The following is a 19,677-nucleotide window of genomic DNA, read 5'->3' as shown; positions in this document are numbered from 1 at the left end:
TATCGCCATAAAATAGTTCTATTTACGGCGCCAGCCGCTCCATACATCATCTATATCATCGGCTTTATTTCTGTTCTTTTTCTTACCAGTACCTTCAGGCTTGGCCATGGGTTTATCGTTTTTAAGCGCAAGTGCTGCATCAAGGTTGGCTTGGTTTACGGCAAAGCCTGTTACTTCTTCACGCTCTAGGCGTAGTTTGTTTTTCTTTTCGATAATTTTAAAGTGATGAAAGTCTTCATAATCAATCAGTGATAACGCTAAACCTACTTCACCAGCACGGCCACTTCGGCCAATACGATGCATGTAATCAGCAGGGCTGCGTGGTAAGTTAAAGTTAATAACGACAGGCAGTTTGGCAATGTCTAAACCACGGGCGGCAATATCGGTGGCAATCAGCACTTCAATTTCACCGGCTTTAAATTTTTCGATTACCCGAGTACGTTCACTTTGGCCTTTATCGCCATGGAATACTTGCGCGTTAACGCCTCGTTTTTCGAGCTTACTGGCTAAGTGCTCACAATCTTTTTTAGCGTTGACAAAAATCAGTGCTTGGCGCCATTGCTGCTGTTTAATTAAATGCGCTAAAACCGTGGTTTTTTCGCCTTTATTAACCGTAAATACACGCTGTACTAAGGTGCTTTCATCTTTGCTTTGTACTTGTATTTCTATCGGGTCGTTTAACAACTCTTGGGTTAATAGCTTAACTTGCTCAGGGAAAGTCGCTGAAAACAACATGGTTTGTTTTTTAGCGGGCATAAGCGCTAATAAGTTAGCCAGTTCTTCGGTAAAACCAAGGCTCAACATGCGATCAGCTTCATCAAGCACTAAAGTTTTGACTCTATCGAGCTTAATCGCATTACTTGAGATTAAATCAAGCAAACGCCCAGGGGTTGCCACGATGATATCGGCACCGCCACGTAATGCCTGCATTTGGGTATTAACCGATACACCACCAAACACGGCAACTGTTTTAATCGCGCCGTTAAAATGCGCCGAATACGACTTAACATTATCAGCTACTTGCGTTGCAAGCTCACGGGTAGGTACCAAAATAAGCGCCGAGACATAGTTCCCTTTGGTATCTCGCTTGAGTGCACCTTGTGATATTTTTTGCAATATCGGTAATGCAAAGGTCGCTGTTTTACCAGAGCCGGTATTTGCACCAGCAATAAGGTCACTGCCCGCTAATATACTTGGTATTGCCTTAGCTTGAATTGGCGTAGGCTGGGTATATTCCAGCTCGGTTAAACGAGCTAGTAGCTCTGGGATAAGGCCAAGTTCGGTAAACGTGCTAGGGCTTGCGGCTGAGGTCATATTTATTACGGGCTTATTGCTAAAAAAGTAGCCTATAATTTTAGCGTATTTAGCACGTATTAAGTAGGGGTTAGTGGTTTAAATAGTATTTAGTTGCCGCCAATAAAAAAGACGCTTTAGCGCCTTTTTTATTTAAAACTTCTAACTTATTGTTATTTCACAGTAACTAAAAAGCTAATTACGCTCATCAAACTCTGCTTGTAACCTTGTATTTGCATTTTTTAACGCATCAAAATAAGGGTAAGTAGTGTCTGCAAGCTCTAATGCTGCTTTTAAATACTCTAGCGCTTTTTTAAGATTGCCCTGCATTTCATAGCCATAACTTAGCCCCCATAATGCATCCACAGATTTGAGGTGATGTTTAATATTATGCTTGAATACTGCAATTGCTTGCTCAAACTGCTTTGTATTTACAAGATTGTAGCCAAGTTGCCTAACCGCTGCCTCTGGTGGCGCTATCTGCTCGCCCCATTGTTGAGATAAGCTTTGATAATAAGCATCAATAGAGGCTACATCGTCAGTTAAAGCACTTATGGGCATTTGCTTAGGTAAAAACAAATTGTGATAAGCACTAAATACACCTGCTACAGACGTAAGGTTATGCAGGGCAGGATCATACTTTGTAAGCATTTATAGTTTATGATCTAATACTATAAATATCATCACTTTAGATTCCTTATGTCCTTATTCTCCCATTTAGAACTCGTAAAAGATAACCGCTCAACTATCAACCAGCATCATAACCTTGTCGATGTTCTTTTCCTTATTATTAGTGCAGTAACATCTGGATGCGAAGGATGGCAAGATATTGAAGTATATGGAGAAAGCAAGATGAACTGGTTGAAAAAGTTTCGTCCTTTCAATAATGGCATACCGACACGACACAGCATTGCTAGAATATTTCGAACGGTCGATACTGACTCATTGCTACTGAGCATGTACAGCTGGGTCAACCAACATCGTATTAAATCCAATCAACCTATCATTGCGTTTGACGGTAAAACGATTCGCGGGGCAAGCAATCATATGGCGGATAAGCTACATCTTGTTTCTGCATTCGACTGTGAAACAGGATTAACTTTATTTCATCAAACGGTAGGAAGTAAGACAAATGAAATACCCGCAGTAAGAGAGTTACTGCAAACCCTTGATATTAATGACACTCTCATCACGTTAGATGCTCTACATTGTCAAAAAGAGACATTGAAGCAATTAATCAGTCGAAATGCTGATTACCTTGTGCAGGTTAAAGGTAATCAAAAGAAGCTGTATAGCGCTATTAATGATTTATTTATGCAGCACTACGAGTCTGAAAATTCAGGCATTATAAGCCATGTAACAAAAAATAAAGGGCATGGGCGTCAAGAAGTAAGAACGGTGGACTGCCTTGATGCTTCATTTTTACCTGTTGAAATAAAAGAGAATTGGCCGTCAATTAAAACAATCATTGCGGTACAAAGGGAAAGGAAAAAAGGAGTTAGAACGAGTATTGACACTCATTTTTACCTAACATCAGTCACAGATAACGCGCTAATTAGTAAAGCGATTAGGCATCATTGGTTGATAGAAAACCAACAACACTGGATATTGGATGTCGTGTTTAAAGAAGATGCATCTCAAATACACGATCCGTTAAGTGCACAACATATGGCGTTATTTCGTCGAGTGGTTAGAAACATGGTAAAACAACATACGAAAAGTAAGAACTCAATAAGAAGTAAGTGCGTAAGAGCGTGTTATGACGATGATTTTAGAGAAGAATTGTTATTCGGTTAACATCGTTAACAAAGTGTGCTCGCGCCCTGTAAGGTTATGTGACACACCTGCAAATGCATCACTAAAGAAACGCAAATTTGCCAACTTATTCGATTGCATAGATTGCTGTAGTTCATCATACCTTTCGCGCATGATGCCAGCTTCTTCGCCGATATTGATATAAACGTAGCTATTAATTTCTTTGCTTTTAGCGATAAACGACTTTGTACTTTTTACTGAAGCACCATAGTTCCACCAAACCGCAGGGCTATAAGCAATGTGTGCTTGAAATAGTTCGGGATTTGCCTGCAAAGCATATAATGCAAATACACCACCAGCGGAGGCTCCAGAAATCACTTTATAATCATGCGTACGATAGTTTTTATCAACTAAAGGAATGAGCTCTTGTTCAAAGAATGCTAAAAATTTTGCTGCGCCGCCCCCTTCACCGACAGGGCCCTGGGGTTCTTTATTCACAGTCGGATAGAAATCTCTTAATCGATTGGTGTTTTCAATAGCGACAATAATAACCTCAGGCGCACGATTATCATTTTGTAAACGCTCAATAACAGCACTGGCAAGCGGTATATTACCCGCTCCATCTAAGCGATAAATAACTGGATACACCTTATTTGGCTCAGCTTGATAGCTCTTTGGTAATTGCACTGTAACTGTGCGCTCTTCATTTAAAACAGCCGATTTAAAAGTATGCGTGTGCACAGAGTAATCTGTACTTTGTTGTTTAGTGTTAGATTGTGCAAAGGTATTTTGTGAACTAAAAACAAAAAAGCTAACAAAACACAGAGTGGTGAGTAAACGCATAACTAATCCCTTAGAGAATAATGAGTTACTTAAGCTAACAGAGTTTCAGGCACAAAAAAAGCGCATTAAGCGCTTTTTTGATATGAAAAAACATTATAACCTTTTGATTTTATTCAACAGTAACCGATTTCGCTAGGTTACGTGGTTGGTCAACGTCAGTGCCTTTAATTACTGCTACGTAGTACGAAAGTAACTGTAGTGGGATTGTATATACAACTGGAGCAATTACGTCATCAACATGATTTACGTTGATCACACGCATGGTTTCGTCTGACTCAAAGTGTGAGTCTTTATCAGCGAATACATAGATGATGCCGCCGCGAGCACGGACTTCTTCTACGTTTGATTTAAGCTTTTCAAGCAATTCGTTGTTTGGTGCTACAACAATAATTGGCATGTCTGCGTCAATCAATGCTAATGGACCATGTTTAAGCTCACCTGCTGCATAGGCTTCTGCGTGAATGTATGAAATCTCTTTAAGCTTAAGTGCGCCTTCCATTGCGATTGGGTATTGCGACCCGCGACCTAAAAACAGTGAGTGGTGTTTATCAGCAAACTCTTCTGCAAGGTCTGCAATGCCATCAGCCAATAGTAGCGTTTCTTCTAATTTAGCTGGAAGCAATTTAATAGCGTTAACAATCGTACTTTGATCTAAGCCTTTCTCTTGCGCAATAGACGCAGTAAGCATTAACAAACCAACAAGCTGTGTAGTAAATGCTTTAGTAGAGGCTACACCAATTTCAGCACCGGCTTTGGTCATAAAGGCAAGGTCTGATTCGCGTACAAGCGATGAGCCAGGTACGTTACAAATGGTCATTGATGCCATGTAACCTTGCTGTTTTGCTAAACGCAGTGCTGCTAAAGTATCAGCCGTTTCACCCGATTGAGAAATAGTAACCAGTAGGCTGTTTTCGTGTACAAATGACTGACGGTAACGGAACTCAGAGGCAATTTCTACGTTACAGCTAACACCTGCAAATTGCTCAAGCCAGTAACGTGCAACCATACCTGAGTGGTAAGACGTACCACAGGCAATAATTTGTACGTGTTTTACGTCTTTAAATATTTGCTGAGCGCTTTCACCAAAGGCATCAATCGCTACGCGGTCGTCGTTTAAACGTCCTTCAAGGGTGTTACGTACAGCAAGCGGCTGCTCGTAAATCTCTTTAAGCATGTAGTGACGGTATTCACCTTTACCTGATGCATCTTGTGTGATGTTTGATTCAATGACTTCACGTTCAACGGCATTGCCGTCTACATCAAAAATTTCCACACTGTTACGGGTGATACGCGCTACATCACCTTCTTCAAGGTAGATAAAGGTACGAGTTACTGGTAATAATGCTAATTGGTCAGAGGCAATAAAGTTTTCGCCAAGACCTAAGCCAATAACTAATGGACTGCCTGAACGGGCAACAATAATTTCATTATCGTTGGCTTTATCAAATACTACTGTACCAAATGCGCCATCAAACTGCTTAACCGCAGCTTGTACTGATGCAAGTAAAGTGGTGTGTTGCTGGCGAAGTTGATGAATTAAATGCACCATTACTTCGGTATCTGTGTCTGATAAAAACTCGTAACCATCGCCTTTCAGCGCTTCACGTAAGCTGGCGTGGTTTTCAATAATACCATTGTGCACTAAGGCAATTTCGCTGTTTGAAATATGCGGGTGCGCGTTTGCTTTCGTCACGCCGCCGTGAGTTGCCCAGCGAGTATGTGCAATACCGGTAGTCCCTTTTACGCCAGCTTCATCAAGCGCGTTTTCAAGGTTAACTACTTTACCCACTGCTTTTACGGTATTAAGTGTATTACCATCTAAAAGTGCCACACCAGCTGAGTCGTAACCACGGTATTCAAGGCGCTTAAGGCCTTCAACTAAAATTTTATTTACTGGGCGTTCTGCAACTGCCCCAACTATTCCACACATAATTTCTCCTTTTGTACATGCCAAAGCGTCAACTTTGGGTTTGTATGTGTTGTTTAATATTTAAATGAACATCACAGGTGTTGTCGGCCTGTAATAAACACGAATTTTATAGCTCAGCGCAGATCAACTGCACACCACACGCTTGTATTGCTTGGCGAGTATCGAGTGCTAAATTGCTGTCGGTGATAAGCGTAGTCACTTGCTGCCAAGGTAATTCTAAATTAGGGATTTTTCGGCCGATTTTTTCTGACTCCACCAGCACTATAACTTCACGAGCAGCGCCCGCCATAACTTGGCTTAGGCCTACAAGTTCATTAAAGGTAGTGGTACCGCGCTCAACATCAATGCCATCAGCACCAATAAATAGCTGATCAAAATCATAAGAACGTAAAACCCCCTCAGCAACTTGCCCCTGAAACGACTCAGAATGCGGGTCCCACGTACCACCGGTCATCAAAAGTGTTGGCTCGTTTTCCAGCGCTAATAAGCGATTAGCCACTTTAATTGCATTAGTCATCACCACTAAACCGCGCTTATTACCCAGTTCAGGGATCATTGCAGCTGTAGTACGACCACTGTCGATAATAATGCGGTTATGATCTTTGATTAGTGCTGCTGCGGCTTTGGCAATCGCCACTTTACGTTTTGAATCAATATCATCGCTTACAATTTCTTGCGGCAATGCAATCGCGCCACCGTAGCGGCGCAGTAATAGTCCGCTTTTTTCAAGCGCTGTTAAGTCTTTACGAATGGTTACTTCAGAGGTTTGAAACTGCTCAGCTAAAATATCTACGGCTACTTCACCTAACTCATTAACTTGAGTAAGAATAAGGTGACGACGTTGCTGGGTGTTTCGTTTAGTCATTAAGTAAACCATTTAAGTTTCGTTTCGAAAGTTACGAGATTTTAAACGAAACTATGAAAATGGCAAGTGAATGTATAAAAATACCTCTAAATTCATAACAATATAATAAACCCTTCCAAGCGTTGATCTTATTAGCAATCAAGTTAAGCTAAGTGAAATTATAAATAATGGCATTAATTCATGAATAAATTCAACAGCCTTGATAAGTCATACTTAGAGCAACGTAAAATCACCCATGAAATCTGCCGCTTGTTTGCTAAAAGCCCCAGCAAAGGCAATTTAAAACGCATTAAGGGGCTTTTTGCGCAGTGTGGCGATGGAGTGGTTATTGAGGCAGGCTTTCACTTTGACTATGGCTCGCAAGTTCAAATTGGTGATCGTACTTTTATAAACATTAACTGCACTATGTTAGATGCGCCAATTAATGAAGGAGCCATAAGCATTGGCGACGATTGTTTAATCGGCCCGAACGTTCAGCTTTTGACAGTCTCTCATGCAGTTAATCCCATAGAACGGCTCAATAAAGAAAACTTTGCAGCACCTATAACCATTGGCAATAACGTATGGATAGGCGCGGGGGTTATTGTATTAGCAGGTATTACCATTGGCGATAATGCTGTAGTAGGCGCAGGCTCTGTCGTCACCAAAGATATTGCAGCAAATACGGTGGTTGCTGGTAATCCCGCTGTTAAAATTAGAGAGCTATAAACTTAATAATATTTATGCCAAAACCATTGCTCTTAAACTCTTCTGCCACCTTTGTCGGGCTGAAGCCCGACACAGCGAACCACTACTATAATAGCAAGTAGGCATTTATGCCGCCAATGTAGCTAGCCATTATTCATAACGTAAAATAAGCGATGGCCTTGTACTAGCAGCTTTAAACGCAACGCTGGCCACTGTAAGCCAAGTGATCCATGCAACGACTAGCGCGGCCACAATATAAACCCAAATACTTTGTCTTACATGTTCATTAAAGCCTGATAACCATTCGGCTAAAGTGAAATAAGATAAAGGCCATGCAATCAAGCAACCAAAAAAAATCAACAGCAAAAACTCTTTTGCTAATGAATTGACAATACTGATGCGACTTGCCCCGAGTACTTTTCGAATCGCCACTTCTTTTTGTCTTTGCTTAACAATAAAACCTGTTAAGCCAAAGACCCCAATTAAGATCAGAGCAATCGATATAAGACTACCAATACGTACTACTTCTGCCAAACGCTGCTGCTCTTGATACAGGGCTTGATAATTATCTTTTAAAGATGAAATTGTCACAGGCGTTATATTTAAACGCGCGCGAATAAATTTAGCCAAAGTCTTTTGGATTGTTTGTGCGCTTGGATCTGCAACTTTCACTACCAACGAATAACTGCCACCAATACCTAAGCCACATACAAATACAACGGGTGCGCCTTGATAATTAACCGGGCCCACTTTAATGTCTTTAACCACACCTACAATAATACCTGTAGCGCGAGAAACCGGGCCAGCTGTAAAAGTAACCGCCTGTGAAATAGCGCTTTGTGCATCGCTAAAACCGAGTATGGATAATGCCGATTCAGGTACAATAATACTGGCCTGATTGGTTTCTTTACTATACCAATCTGATGCATGAGCAACCGAGAAATCTCGACCAGCAAGAAGCTGTAAATCGAGTGCCGCAACCACATTTCCACTGACGCCTCCCAAAGACATAGACAGCGGATTACTCGGGTCTTGTTTATCTTCAATAAAAATTCCGGCATTGGTTGATTGAGTAATATAAAAATCCATCGCTGTACTAGCTATCACCCCGGGTATCTGTTGCAACTCATCAAAAAAAGCAAATTGCTGATCACTGTACAAGGTACTTGCCGGCATATCATTAATAACTAACTGCTGCGATTTACCGTAATTAACAGGCAACGATTGCAAAAACGCTAACTGCTTAGCTAATGTTACGGCGCCAATTAATAGACTGATTGATAAAGTAATTTGTACTAACAATAAAGTTTTTCTAATCCACACTCCTTGCTTGCCTTGTTTAAAGTCACCGCTCAAAATGGCCTTAGCATTAAAATTTGCCATGTAAAAGCTTGGATATCCCCCCGAAATCACACCAACCGCTGTCGCCAAAGCGACCAATTGCCAAATTACTTCATGCCACCCAGTAAATAAAATAGGTCGACCAATTAATTGATTGAAAAATGGCAACGCAAGATCAACAAACACACAGGCAACAACTAATGCAAGCCAAGCTAACCAAATAGATTCACTCATAAACTGGGTGATTAATTGCCTTTTACTCGCCCCAAGCGCTTTACGAACACCCACTTCCTTGGCTCTATTTGCCGATTGTGCAACAGTAAAATTCACATAGTTCACACATGAAATAAGTAATAACAATGCACTCATTAGTGCACAAATCATTACCGAGCTCATTGCGCCACCTACCTTCATATCTTGCGCAAAATTTGGTCCTAAATGAATATCCTCAATAGCTTGCAGACGATAGTAAATGTTTTCCCATTGCCAAATTTGTTTAAATACTTTAGTGACCGCAGTCGCGATACTGATCTTGTCCGCCTCAGCAGACAAACCAATATAGGTATGTGCAACATTACCACCAATATTTTGGTAAGGCGCAAAACTCATGAGAGATTCAAAATAAAAATGGCTATTGACTGGTAAATCTTCAAACACTGCCGCTACGGTGATCGATCGATCATTGCTCAACAGCCGAATGGTTTGCCCTACAATCGTTTTAAAATCGATCCGCGAACCAAATAAACGCATCGCCTCTGTACGAGATAGCGCAATATTCTCAGGAACGAGGATAGCATCTTGTAAGCTTCCAGCCAGAACGTCGATATTAACCAATTGAGTAATATTCGGCGTCACCGCGTAATTGGCCAACAACTGAAAGGTATTTTGCTCAACCGCCACTTTATCGTCGCTGGCCATTTGTGTTTTAAAAAAATAAAACACATCTTCAACACCTGCAATATCAACTAACTGCTCATAAGCTCTCGGTGTTGTTAAAATATATTCGTTATTGTTTTCTTGTGCATGCATCACCAATCGGTAATGGCTATTCACATTTGGTTGGTCGCGCTCAAACGAAAGCTCATTGTGAATAAACCCCCCCATCAGTATGACGATCGCCATACCTAAGCTCAACCCCATAATACTTAAAGAAAAATGCAATTTGTTCTGAGAAAATGAGCGAACAGTGGTTATAAAATTAAGACTAAACATCAAGCACTCCAATATTAAGTGAATAACCACCTTGCAAGCGTTATTTCATCGCTTTGTAAGGCGGCTTGTTTTGATCGCTACTAATTATTCATACCGTAACGTTAACGAAGGTCTTGTACTGGCGGCTTTAAAAGCAAGACTGGCAACTGTAAGCCAAGTAATAGCAGCCACGCTTAGTGCAGCAATTAAGTAAACCCACATAGCTTGATCAACACGCTCATTAAAATTAGCCAACCAATCTCCTACCAGCCAATAAGTAAGCGGATATGCTATGGCCACACTAACCACGACTAAAATCAAAAACTCTTTCGCCAGTAGATTCATAATACTGATGCGTGATGCGCCAAGCACTTTACGCACCGCGACTTCTTTTTGGCGGCGTAATACCGAGAATGACGCTAAACCAAAGGTCCCCACACACGCTAAGAAGACAGCTAAGCCAGAGAATAAAGTGACAAACTCAGTGGCACGTTCATCATTACGATAAAGCGCACGATAATTGTCAGCCATCATTTCTATTTTTGGGTCATAAATATCAAGTGTTTCGGCCAAGATGCTAGCAAGCTGTGACTTTATATGCGGGAGCTGTGTTAAATCCAGATTAACGATAATTCTACCAACCCAACTGCTGGTGTAACCGCAAATGAAGATGGTTGAGGGCTGCGTATCTTTAACGCTGCCTACTTTTATATCTTTAACGACGCCAACAATCGTTATGGTAAGTTCTTGGCCGTAACCTGTGTCTGTGCGCCAAATGCTACCAATTGCATCTTCTGCAGTTACATAGCCCGCTTGTTTAGCTAAAGATTCGGTCAATATTGCTGACGCGGTAGCTTGAGTATCACTGACTTTATTAAACCAATCAGCCCCCATTTTTGCACTAAAGTCACGCCCAGCTACCAGTGATAAATCCAAAGCACTCACAGCATCATTACCCACACCAATAAAGGGTAAAGTTTGTTTAGTAAACTGACCGTTATCAGCCGTAAATGTACGAGACGAGTTATAAGCACCGGTTAGTGAAATATCTATTACGCTGGCTTGTTTCACACCATTAATAGCGTTAATGCGATCTAACAGCACATTGTTTTGGTTATAGAATATATCTCCTGCGTCAATATCACTGATCATCAGCTTGCCTTCTTTTGCGTAACCAACAGGGAGTGACTGCAAATGTGCCAGCTGCTGTTGTAACAATAAGGCGGCAATGATCAGTGCGACCGACAACGCAGACTGTAAAACTAATAAACTTTTTCTAACGGCAATGGCTGTGCGGCCGCGTTGCATGTCACCACTAAGTACACGCTTAGCACTAAACGCCGACATAAACATCGCAGGATAAATCCCTGCAAGCAAACCAACCAATAAGGTAACAACGGCAATTGCTGCACCTAAGGCTGAGCTGTAATTAAGCGCTAGCTGACGATCAACTAATTGGTTAAAAGCTGGTGTTAATAATTCAACCAACATGCATGCTATCAGTGCTGCAATAACGGTTATAAGTAATGACTCAACTAAAAACTGGCAAACAATTTGTGTCTTACTCGCACCAAGAGCCTTACGAACACCGACTTCTTTTGCGCGCTTTGCAGATTGCGCAATACTCATATTGATAAAGTTAAAAGCCGCTAGCAGTACTAATAAAATACTCAAACCAATACAAATACGCAGCGTTGAAAGCGAGCCATTCATTTTCATTTCAAAATTAGAGCTTGCGGTTAAATGCAAAGCAGTTAAGGGGTGTAATGTAAGCTGGGCTGAATCATACTCAGAATCTTTATAAACAACTTCTCTATAGCGATGCTCAATAGCTTTAGCAAGCTTGCCAACATCAGCGTCAGGAGTAACCCGGATATATGTATAGCCATTGTTATTTTGAAAGTTATTATTTGCAGGTGGCTCTTTAATTAATGCTTGAAAAAAGAAGTGCGTATTATCAGGTAAATCAGAAAACACAGCACCGACTTGCCAACGTTTATTTCCCTGTATTAAAGTTTCACCAATAATAGCTGTGCTACCAAAAATCCGTATTGCATACTGCTCGCTGAGTGCAATCATATTTGGCGTTGCAAGTACTTTTGCCAGATCCCCAGCTGCAATATCGATATTGATAAAATCAGTCACGTTACTACGCGCCGCAAGCACATTTTCTAATTTGTAACCAACGCCATCACGAACAAACTCAGAGCCTGGCGGAACCAAATCAAGTGAGAGTATGTCTTCAATTTCAGCCATGTCTTTAAAAGACGCGATCACATCTTTATTGACAACTGGTGCTCCCATTCCAAGTGATGGGAAATATTGATATACACGATACACGCGATCAGCATTAGGTTGCTGTTCATCATAAGAAGCTTCATTAAAGGCAAACATGGCCACTAAAATAGCCGCAGCTAAACCAACACTTAAGCCAATGATGTTAAGTAAAAAATGTTGTTTTTGCTGTTTAAATGCCCGTAGGGCTGTCACTAAATAATTAATAAACATGTTAAGCAACCTCAGCAGCGCTTTGCTGCACAACATTCGCTTTGTCAAGCATCACTTGGCCGTCGAGTAAGCGTACTAAACGGTCAGCATATGCACCTTCTTTCTCTGAGTGGGTCACCATAATTACTGTGGTGCCTTCGCGGTTTAGCTCGCGCAACATAGCCATGACTTCATCACCATTTTTAGAATCGAGGTTACCGGTTGGCTCATCGGCTAAAATTAGTTTAGGATTAATCACTAATGCACGCGCCACGGCTACCCGTTGCTGCTGACCACCCGAAAGCTGCTGTGGTAAATGCTCGCCTCGGTGATCAATGCCTACGCGCTTTAAAATGGCTTCAACGCGTTGTTTGCGCTCACTTTTTGATATTTTTTGATACTGTAATGGTAGCTCTACGTTCTCAAATACAGTTAGCTCGTCAATTAAGTTAAAGCTCTGAAATACAAAACCGATTGATGCTTTACGTAGCTCCGACAATTGCTTTTCGCTGTACCCTGCGATGTCTGTTCCAGCAAAATCAAAGCTACCTGCACTTGGTGAATCCAACATACCTAAAATAGACAGCAAAGTTGATTTACCACAGCCAGATGGCCCCATAATCGCTAAAAAGTCACCTTCGTTTACGGTTAAGTTAATGTTACTTAGCGCTGTTGTTTCAACATCTTGAGTACGAAATACGCGGCTTAAATTAGTTAGTTTGATCATTGTTATTTTCCTTAAAATTGTAGTTGCTGTGCTTTATCAAAGTTACTGTAGCTAGAGGTAATCACTTGCTCCCCAGCATTGAGCCCTTCAAGCACTTCAAAATAGTTTTGATTCTTTTTGCCTAAGCGAATATCACGACGCACTGCTTTATCGCCACCTTGCTCTATAACATAAACCCAGTTACCGCCCGAGTTGGTAAAAAAGGCGCCACGTTTAAGCAGTAGGGCATTGTTTTTGTCACCCCCCAGCATTAACTCAATATCAATGCTTTGGCCGCGCTTAATGCTTTGGGTATTACTTGGTAAATCCACTTCAATTTGAAATTGCGACTGCTGTACGCGGCTATCAATTTTGCTCACCTTGGCGTTCACTGTGCCGCTTTCAAGTTCAATCATCACGGTCATGTCACGCTGTACTTGGTTTAAATAAAACTCATCAAGGCGTACCACTAATTTATATTCATTTGGAATATCAATTTGGCCTAATCGCGCGCCACTGTTTTTAGATTCACCAATTTCCACATCAAGCTCGCTTAGGTAGCCTGAAACAGGCGCTTTGATTAATAAATTGTCGAGATTTCGACGCGCAAACTGCAGGTTTTTTTCAAGCATTTTAGCGCTGTCTGATAACTGTGCGACTTGCACCTCACGGATTGAGTTTTCTTGCTTTTGACGCTCAAGCGTGAGCTCTTTACGAGCGTGGTAATAATTTAAATCTTCTTCTAACTCTGCAAGTTGCTCCTGCGCTAATACGCCACTTTTAACCAAAGGTTTAGTTTGCTGTAAACGACGGGTGAGGTGCGTAATTTTTAGCTCTATTTCTAATAAGTCACGGCGTAAATTTAACCGGCTGGTTTCCATAGTCATTTGCGTATTGCGTAAAAAATTTAGCTGCTCAGTTACTTGGGCTTCGCGACTCATTACATCTAGTTGTAAGTTGGTATTGCTCAAACGCACTAGTGGTTGGCCTTTCTCAACATATTCGCCTTGCTCCACTAAACGCTCCTCAACTTGCCCACCGGCGATGGTATCAAGGTAAATACTGGTTTTTGGTACCACTTGACCGCGTAAACTTAAGGCATCTTTAAATGCACCTTGTTTCACCGTGCTAACGGTTAAGCTACTGCGTTCAATATTCTGGCTACGACCTGTATTACCTGTTTGTGTAAACCCATACGCAGCGGCAGCAACACCCAATGCCAATGCTGCAAAGGTGAATTTCTTTAAATACTTTTGAGTAAATGAGCGTTCTATTTTCTTATCCATGTTGGCCACCTTGATACAGGTTTAATAAACTAATTACCGATAGTTATTACAAACGCTGTGCCAACTTTATTTAACATTAAAATTCAATACCTTATAATTAAATGAAATTATTATTATGTTTGTAGTGTCCGTTAATAGAACACTTTTTTATTTTATAAACGTCCATTTATGGACACTGTTCCTTTTTTGTTTTAGGCTAAATAAAACTCTATAAAAATAAAAATCATGAAACACACAGGCTCGCTTTTAATTGTTGATGACAACCCCGATATTCTAATCGCCGCACGGTTATTGCTAAAGCAGCATTATCAAAGCGTTAAAACCACTGACAACCCATTTGAAATTGCAGGCATCATTAACGAGCAACGCAAAGCTGATCAGCCAATTGATGTGATCTTACTCGACATGAACTTTACCCAAGACTCCATCAGCGGCAAAGAAGGTTTTTATTGGTTAAAAAAAATCATCGAGCAAGACGCTAATATCGTTGTTTTGTTAATGACCGCCTACGGCGACATTCAACTCGCGGTGGATGCTATTAAAGCAGGCGCATCTGATTTTATTGCTAAACCTTGGCAAAACGAGCAACTACTTGGCGCTGTGGCGGCGGCTTTTTCACATGCCAAAGACAAACAGCAAGTGGGTAAGCTTACCCGTCAAAAGGACGGCCTTAATCAAGTACTCAATAATCAGTCATTTGAGTTTTTAGGTCAAAGCGCCGCTATGCAGCAGGTATTCACCACCATTGAAAAAGCTGCACAAACTGATGCCAATATACTGATCACCGGCGAAAGCGGCACAGGTAAAGAACTCACCGCGCATGCCATTCATCAAGCAAGTATGCGCCATAATCAAACCTTTATGAGTTTAGACATGGGTGCTGTGGCACAAAACCTATTTGAAAGTGAGCTATTCGGCCATAAAAAAGGCGCATTTACCGATGCCAAAAGCGATCGAATTGGTAAATTTGAGCTCGCCCAAGGCGGTAGTTTATTTTTAGATGAGCTGGGTAATCTACCCCTAGAGCATCAAGCTAAACTGCTTGCCGCATTACAAAACCGCAAAATTACACCTGTTGGCGGCAGCAAAGCGATTGATATTGATATCCGCCTAATTTGTGCCACTAACGACAATCTTGATCAAGCTGTCGCCGAGGGGCGTTTTCGCCAAGATTTGTTATACCGAATAAACACCGTTGAAATTCGCTTACCGGCTTTACGTGAACGCAGTGATGACATCCCAATGCTAGCAGATTATTACCTCAATCATTTCGCACAAAAGTACAAGCGCAACTTAACCATAAAAACACATGATATGAGCTTACTTTGTCAATATGCATGGCCAGGCAATGTCCGCGAGCTTGCTCATGCTATTGAGCGGGCTGTTATTTTAAGTGATGGCGATAATCTTGATGTTAGCTCAGTGATTGGTAGTGCTGGTGCTACTAATCATACAACCACCAATGACAACGAGGCATACGACACCTTTGATCTTGAGATGCTCGAGCAGCGCACTGTGCGTGCAGCGCTAACACATTACCAAGGTAATGTTAGCCATGCGGCCAAAGCCTTAGGGTTAACGCGTGGTGCTATGTATCGCCGTCTTGAAAAGTATGGGCTATAACAATGCGCCCTCATTTATTATTAACTATTAATATTGTGGCACTTATTAGCGCCAGCGCACTCGTTAGTTATCTATTACAAAATAATGGGCTTTCAGCAACTTCGCTGTTAATTATATTAGTCACTGCGGCCTTGATAACGCATATTTTTACGCTCTTTAAGCGCCAACAAAAACAAGCAGAAATGGTGATCCGCGCCTTAGCCAATGGCGACAGCACCTTAGGTCTTGGCCAACAACATCCAATGCGCCAACAATTTGAGCAAGTAAAAACGCAAATGCAAACAGCACGCTTTAATGCCGAACAACAAGCGCAGTTTTTGCAAGCACTGCTTATTCATGTTGATTTAGCGGTTATGGTATGTGACGACAACGGCAAAGTGATTGAATCAAACCCAGCAGTCAGCAAACTACTGGGTAAAAACTTCCAAAATTTACATGAGTTAGGCGCTGTTGGAGAGTTAATTTTAAACGCCGAACATAATATCCGCAGCACCACCTACTGGCAAAATGGCGAGCAACACGACACCCTATCAATTCAACTTAGTATCGCTGAAATACAAGGTAAAGTGCGTCGCGTAGTGAGCTTACAGTCAATTCACGACCAGTTACAACTCAAAGAACAACAAGCGTATAAACGCCTAACTAAAGTACTTACGCACGAAATTGCCAACTCTATTACCCCGCTTTCATCGTTAGCTGATACGTGCAGCAATTTACTGCCACAAGAACTGTGTTTTATTGATATTGAAGATAAACAAGACTTACAGCTTGCACTAAGCACCTTAGCATCAAGAACGGCACATTTAGGCGACTTTATTGCTCGTTTTCGCCAAGTTAGCAGCTTACCTAAACCTAATTTAGCGCCTGAAAATTTAGCCGATATGCTAGCGCGTATTGTCACCTTGCATCAACAACAGTCGCGTGAGCTGCAAATCAATATAGAACTTACAATTAAAAGCCAGCAATTAGTGATGCTAGACAGTAGTCAAATAGAGCAAGTATTAGTAAATCTTATAAAGAACGCATTTGAAGTGCTAAGCAGCAACAAAAAATATAACGCGCAAAGCCCCGCTCAGCCAAACATCAAGCTCAGCTTGGCACAAAACGCCAGCCAACAACTCTATGTTGAAGTGAGCGATAATGGCCCAGGCATCAGCGAACATGTGGTGGATATGATCTTCGTACCATTTTTCACCACTAAACAACAAGGATCAGGTATTGGCTTGAGCCTATCAAGGCAAATTATGCTCAACCACGGCGGTGATTTAATTTATGTACCAAAACCACAAGGCGCATGCTTTAGATGCGTGTTTGGTTAAATTAACTTAAAGATCAGTGGGCTTACCAATATAAGTCCGTAGCAAAAGCCCGCTTTAACTTGCCATGCTTTATATTTACCTGTGACTTTAATCCCTATAAATGGGCTTAATAGATCGATACGGCGAACAGCAATAAATACCAGCCAACAAATAATGAAAGTGAGGCTGAGTATAAGTAATGGCTCTTCAAAGCCACCTAATTGCAGCTTCGACAAATAAAAGGCAAGGCCAATAATTACACTTTGATGTAATAGATAAAACGGAAATACGGCTGAGTTTAATAACGCTAATTTAGGGTGATCGTGATTCAAAAAGCGTTTTGCTAATGCCAGCATTAACATCACACCCACTAATCGTTGCGCGGTATACAGCATATCCATGCTGGTAATTTGCCATTGGCTCGTAGCTGGGTTTTGCCAAATCATGTGATAACCCAGCACGACAACTAAATAACCTAAAATGAATACCACTAATAACGCCTGCCAGTGACGTAGCAGTTGGCTGTAAAATGCAGGCTGCCAAGCAAGCAAGTAACCGTAAAGTAAAAACAACGCGCCCATGGGGTATCGGAATGTATCACTCGGCCAGCTCAGTTTTAAAATACACAGCGGCAATAGCAATACAATAAAAACAATAACTAACGATCGCTCACATAAACGCGTCATTATTGCTTGCACAGTAGCATGATGAAGCAGCGGTATCATTAACACCAGCAATAAAGTAAATTGCCATAACGAACGCAAGTACCAAAGATGGTTTACATCAACATGTGGCCAAATACCTGCTTGGTAGTGATTAAATAAAGGGTTGGTTAAATCAAAAAACTGGCTGTAAAACTGCCAAAAGCTCATAGATAAACCAACCTCTTGGCTCATTTGCGCATAAAGCTGAATCGGCACAATAAACCAAATGCCAAACAATAAAGGCAGTAATATTTTTACACTGCGCGTAGTTAAAAACATGCCTAAACTAAAACGCGCTACAATAAAGCGCAGCGCCACACCTGAAATGAACCAAATTAATCCCATCCGCCATGGCGACAGTAAGAGCATGATATTTTCAATGCTGCTGGATAAATACTGGCTTTTAAAATGAAAACCCCAATTTTCACTGTATAGCATACCGATGTGGTAGAAAATTAATAAACCAAACGCAATTACCCGTAGCCAATCTAAATCATAGCGGCGCGGTGGTAATTCAACGGCTTGATTAAACACACTGAGCCATGGCTTTAATAACGTGCGCATTGCGTTTTTAATTGCTTTTTTAAGTGTCATAGTAGATTTAGCTTGCGACTAATTAATAACAACTATGAACAACACACTGCGTTAAACAATCAGAAAAGGCTGACAAAACAATATGTAGGGATAAGCGGTGGATATCAGGGATGATAAGTTTGGTGATTGTTCGCTATGTTGGTAATCTAAATACGGTCTTTTAAAGAGTAACAATAATAATGATCACTTTAACGCACTTTCAGCGCTACCAAACTTGGTATGCGGCATTATTTTTATGTAGTTATATTTTTATAAACAACACCATTAATGCCAGCTCAAACATTATGGAAGCCCAGCGCGATGGCGTACTCCCATTTATGATCTGGGAGCCGTTTGTATGGGAATATTCCAGCGCTATTAGCACCTTGTTGTTGTTTCCCGCTTTAGTTTGGCTATTAAAAGCTAAGCCATTTAATTGGCAAAAGATCACTCAGTCATTACTCATTTATTTATTCGCGAGCGTTATTTTTTCGTTATTGCATGTAGGGATCATGGTCGCTATTCGCAAGCTCATTTACACTGTACAAGGTATGCAATATGACTTTGGATTAGTGTGGTTTGAGTTACTTTATGAATATCGAAAAGACTTGTGGGGGTTTTTATTTCTAATTGTTGTTATTAAAACTTATCAATATGTCGTAAACCAATTAACCGGTGAAGCAGCACCGATCAGACAAGGCGAAGATACGCCTGAAAATTTAAATTTCGATAGACTACTGGTAAAAAAACTGGGAAAAGAATTTATTGTCCGCGTAGCACAAATAGACTGGCTTGAATCTAGCGGTAATTATGTAAATCTACATATTGATGCAAGAATTTATCCGTTACGTGCAACTATGAGCCAACTTATAACTCAGTTAGAACCGCAAGGGTTTTGCCGTATTCATCGCTCCCATGGCGTTCGGTTAGATGCGATTGAATCAATCACGCCACTACCGAGCGGAGACAGTGAAGTAAAACTTACAACCGGCAAAGTACTTAACTTATCGCGTCGCTATAAAGAGCAATTTAAGGGACAGTTAAATTCAACTACAAGTCATTCTTAACTCACGCTATGTTAAGCTAGCCTGATTT

General features: G+C 41.1%; 13 protein-coding genes and 2 pseudogenes. 5 read left to right on the top strand and 10 right to left on the bottom strand.

From position 1 onward, the window contains the following. Nucleotides 1–18: 18 nt before the first annotated feature. Nucleotides 19–1,314: a DEAD/DEAH box helicase gene (locus tag PVK79_RS01795; protein WP_182778003.1), complete on the bottom strand. Its 1,296-nt coding sequence runs from the start codon at nucleotides 1,312–1,314 to the stop codon at nucleotides 19–21. Nucleotides 1,315–1,488: 174 nt separating this feature from the next. Continuing rightward, nucleotides 1,489–1,932: pseudogene (locus tag PVK79_RS01790) on the bottom strand (tetratricopeptide repeat protein); the annotation flags it as partial. 60 nt (nucleotides 1,933–1,992) lie between these two features. Between PVK79_RS01790 and PVK79_RS01785 the strand changes: the two are divergent. Further along, on the top strand, nucleotides 1,993–3,090 hold the full coding sequence (locus PVK79_RS01785; protein ID WP_257324612.1) for an ISAs1 family transposase: 1,098 nt from the start codon (nucleotides 1,993–1,995) through the stop codon (nucleotides 3,088–3,090). A gap of 27 nt (nucleotides 3,091–3,117) precedes the next feature. Here the strand turns inward: PVK79_RS01785 and PVK79_RS01780 are convergent. From PVK79_RS01780 to PVK79_RS01770, 3 genes and pseudogenes are all read right to left on the bottom strand, one after another. Then, nucleotides 3,118–3,891, bottom strand: a pseudogene (locus PVK79_RS01780) (alpha/beta hydrolase); the annotation flags it as partial. Between the two features lie 109 nt (nucleotides 3,892–4,000). After that, on the bottom strand, nucleotides 4,001–5,821 hold the full coding sequence (glmS, locus tag PVK79_RS01775) for a glutamine--fructose-6-phosphate transaminase (isomerizing) (RefSeq protein ID WP_182761679.1): 1,821 nt from the start codon (nucleotides 5,819–5,821) through the stop codon (nucleotides 4,001–4,003). A 106-nt stretch (nucleotides 5,822–5,927) separates the two neighbouring features. After that, complete coding sequence (locus tag PVK79_RS01770) at nucleotides 5,928–6,686, bottom strand: DeoR/GlpR family DNA-binding transcription regulator (RefSeq protein ID WP_182730667.1); 759 nt, start codon at nucleotides 6,684–6,686, stop codon at nucleotides 5,928–5,930. A 180-nt stretch (nucleotides 6,687–6,866) separates the two neighbouring features. On the opposite strand from PVK79_RS01770, the gene PVK79_RS01765 reads away from it, so the two are divergent. Then, on the top strand, nucleotides 6,867–7,394 hold the full coding sequence (locus PVK79_RS01765) for a sugar O-acetyltransferase (protein WP_257325187.1): 528 nt from the start codon (nucleotides 6,867–6,869) through the stop codon (nucleotides 7,392–7,394). 129 nt (nucleotides 7,395–7,523) lie between these two features. Here the strand turns inward: PVK79_RS01765 and PVK79_RS01760 are convergent, their stop codons facing one another. The 4 genes from PVK79_RS01760 to PVK79_RS01745 all read right to left on the bottom strand — a co-directional run bounded on the left by PVK79_RS01760 (nucleotide 7,524) and on the right by PVK79_RS01745 (nucleotide 14,384). Beyond that, nucleotides 7,524–9,926 (bottom strand): ABC transporter permease, encoded by a 2,403-nt coding sequence (locus PVK79_RS01760; RefSeq protein WP_257325186.1) that lies wholly within the window; start codon nucleotides 9,924–9,926, stop codon nucleotides 7,524–7,526. Between the two features lie 84 nt (nucleotides 9,927–10,010). Then, a complete protein-coding gene (locus PVK79_RS01755; protein ID WP_182730665.1) occupies nucleotides 10,011–12,413 on the bottom strand; it encodes an ABC transporter permease in 2,403 nt (800 codons plus the stop codon). A 1-nt stretch (nucleotide 12,414) separates the two neighbouring features. Beyond that, nucleotides 12,415–13,119 (bottom strand): ABC transporter ATP-binding protein, encoded by a 705-nt coding sequence (locus PVK79_RS01750; RefSeq protein ID WP_182730664.1) that lies wholly within the window; start codon nucleotides 13,117–13,119, stop codon nucleotides 12,415–12,417. A gap of 11 nt (nucleotides 13,120–13,130) precedes the next feature. Next, nucleotides 13,131–14,384, bottom strand: coding sequence for an efflux RND transporter periplasmic adaptor subunit (locus tag PVK79_RS01745; RefSeq protein WP_257325185.1), 1,254 nt, complete (start codon nucleotides 14,382–14,384; stop codon nucleotides 13,131–13,133). Between the two features lie 225 nt (nucleotides 14,385–14,609). On the opposite strand from PVK79_RS01745, the gene PVK79_RS01740 reads away from it, so the two are divergent. Further along, the gene (locus tag PVK79_RS01740) at nucleotides 14,610–16,007 is read left to right on the top strand and encodes a sigma-54-dependent transcriptional regulator (protein WP_257325184.1); all 1,398 of its coding nucleotides are present in this window, start codon (nucleotides 14,610–14,612) and stop codon (nucleotides 16,005–16,007) included. 2 nt (nucleotides 16,008–16,009) lie between these two features. Then, nucleotides 16,010–17,326 (top strand): sensor histidine kinase, encoded by a 1,317-nt coding sequence (locus PVK79_RS01735; RefSeq protein ID WP_182730662.1) that lies wholly within the window; start codon nucleotides 16,010–16,012, stop codon nucleotides 17,324–17,326. Here the strand turns inward: PVK79_RS01735 and PVK79_RS01730 are convergent. After that, nucleotides 17,323–18,603 (bottom strand): acyltransferase family protein, encoded by a 1,281-nt coding sequence (locus PVK79_RS01730; RefSeq protein WP_257325183.1) that lies wholly within the window; start codon nucleotides 18,601–18,603, stop codon nucleotides 17,323–17,325. The two genes, PVK79_RS01735 and PVK79_RS01730, sit on opposite strands and share 4 nt — an antisense overlap. Before the next feature lie 182 nt (nucleotides 18,604–18,785). Here PVK79_RS01730 and PVK79_RS01725 point away from each other — a divergent pair, with 182 nt between their 5' ends. Further along, the gene (locus tag PVK79_RS01725) at nucleotides 18,786–19,649 is read left to right on the top strand and encodes a LytR/AlgR family response regulator transcription factor (protein ID WP_257326420.1); all 864 of its coding nucleotides are present in this window, start codon (nucleotides 18,786–18,788) and stop codon (nucleotides 19,647–19,649) included. Nucleotides 19,650–19,677: the final 28 nt, after the last annotated feature.

The sequence above is a fragment of the Pseudoalteromonas rhizosphaerae genome (genome assembly GCF_028885455.1).
In the GTDB taxonomy this organism is placed as follows: Bacteria; Pseudomonadota; Gammaproteobacteria; order Enterobacterales; family Alteromonadaceae; genus Pseudoalteromonas; species Pseudoalteromonas rhizosphaerae.
The sequence above is the reverse complement of the archived record's forward strand: the minus strand, read 5'-3'. Positions and strand labels throughout refer to the sequence as shown.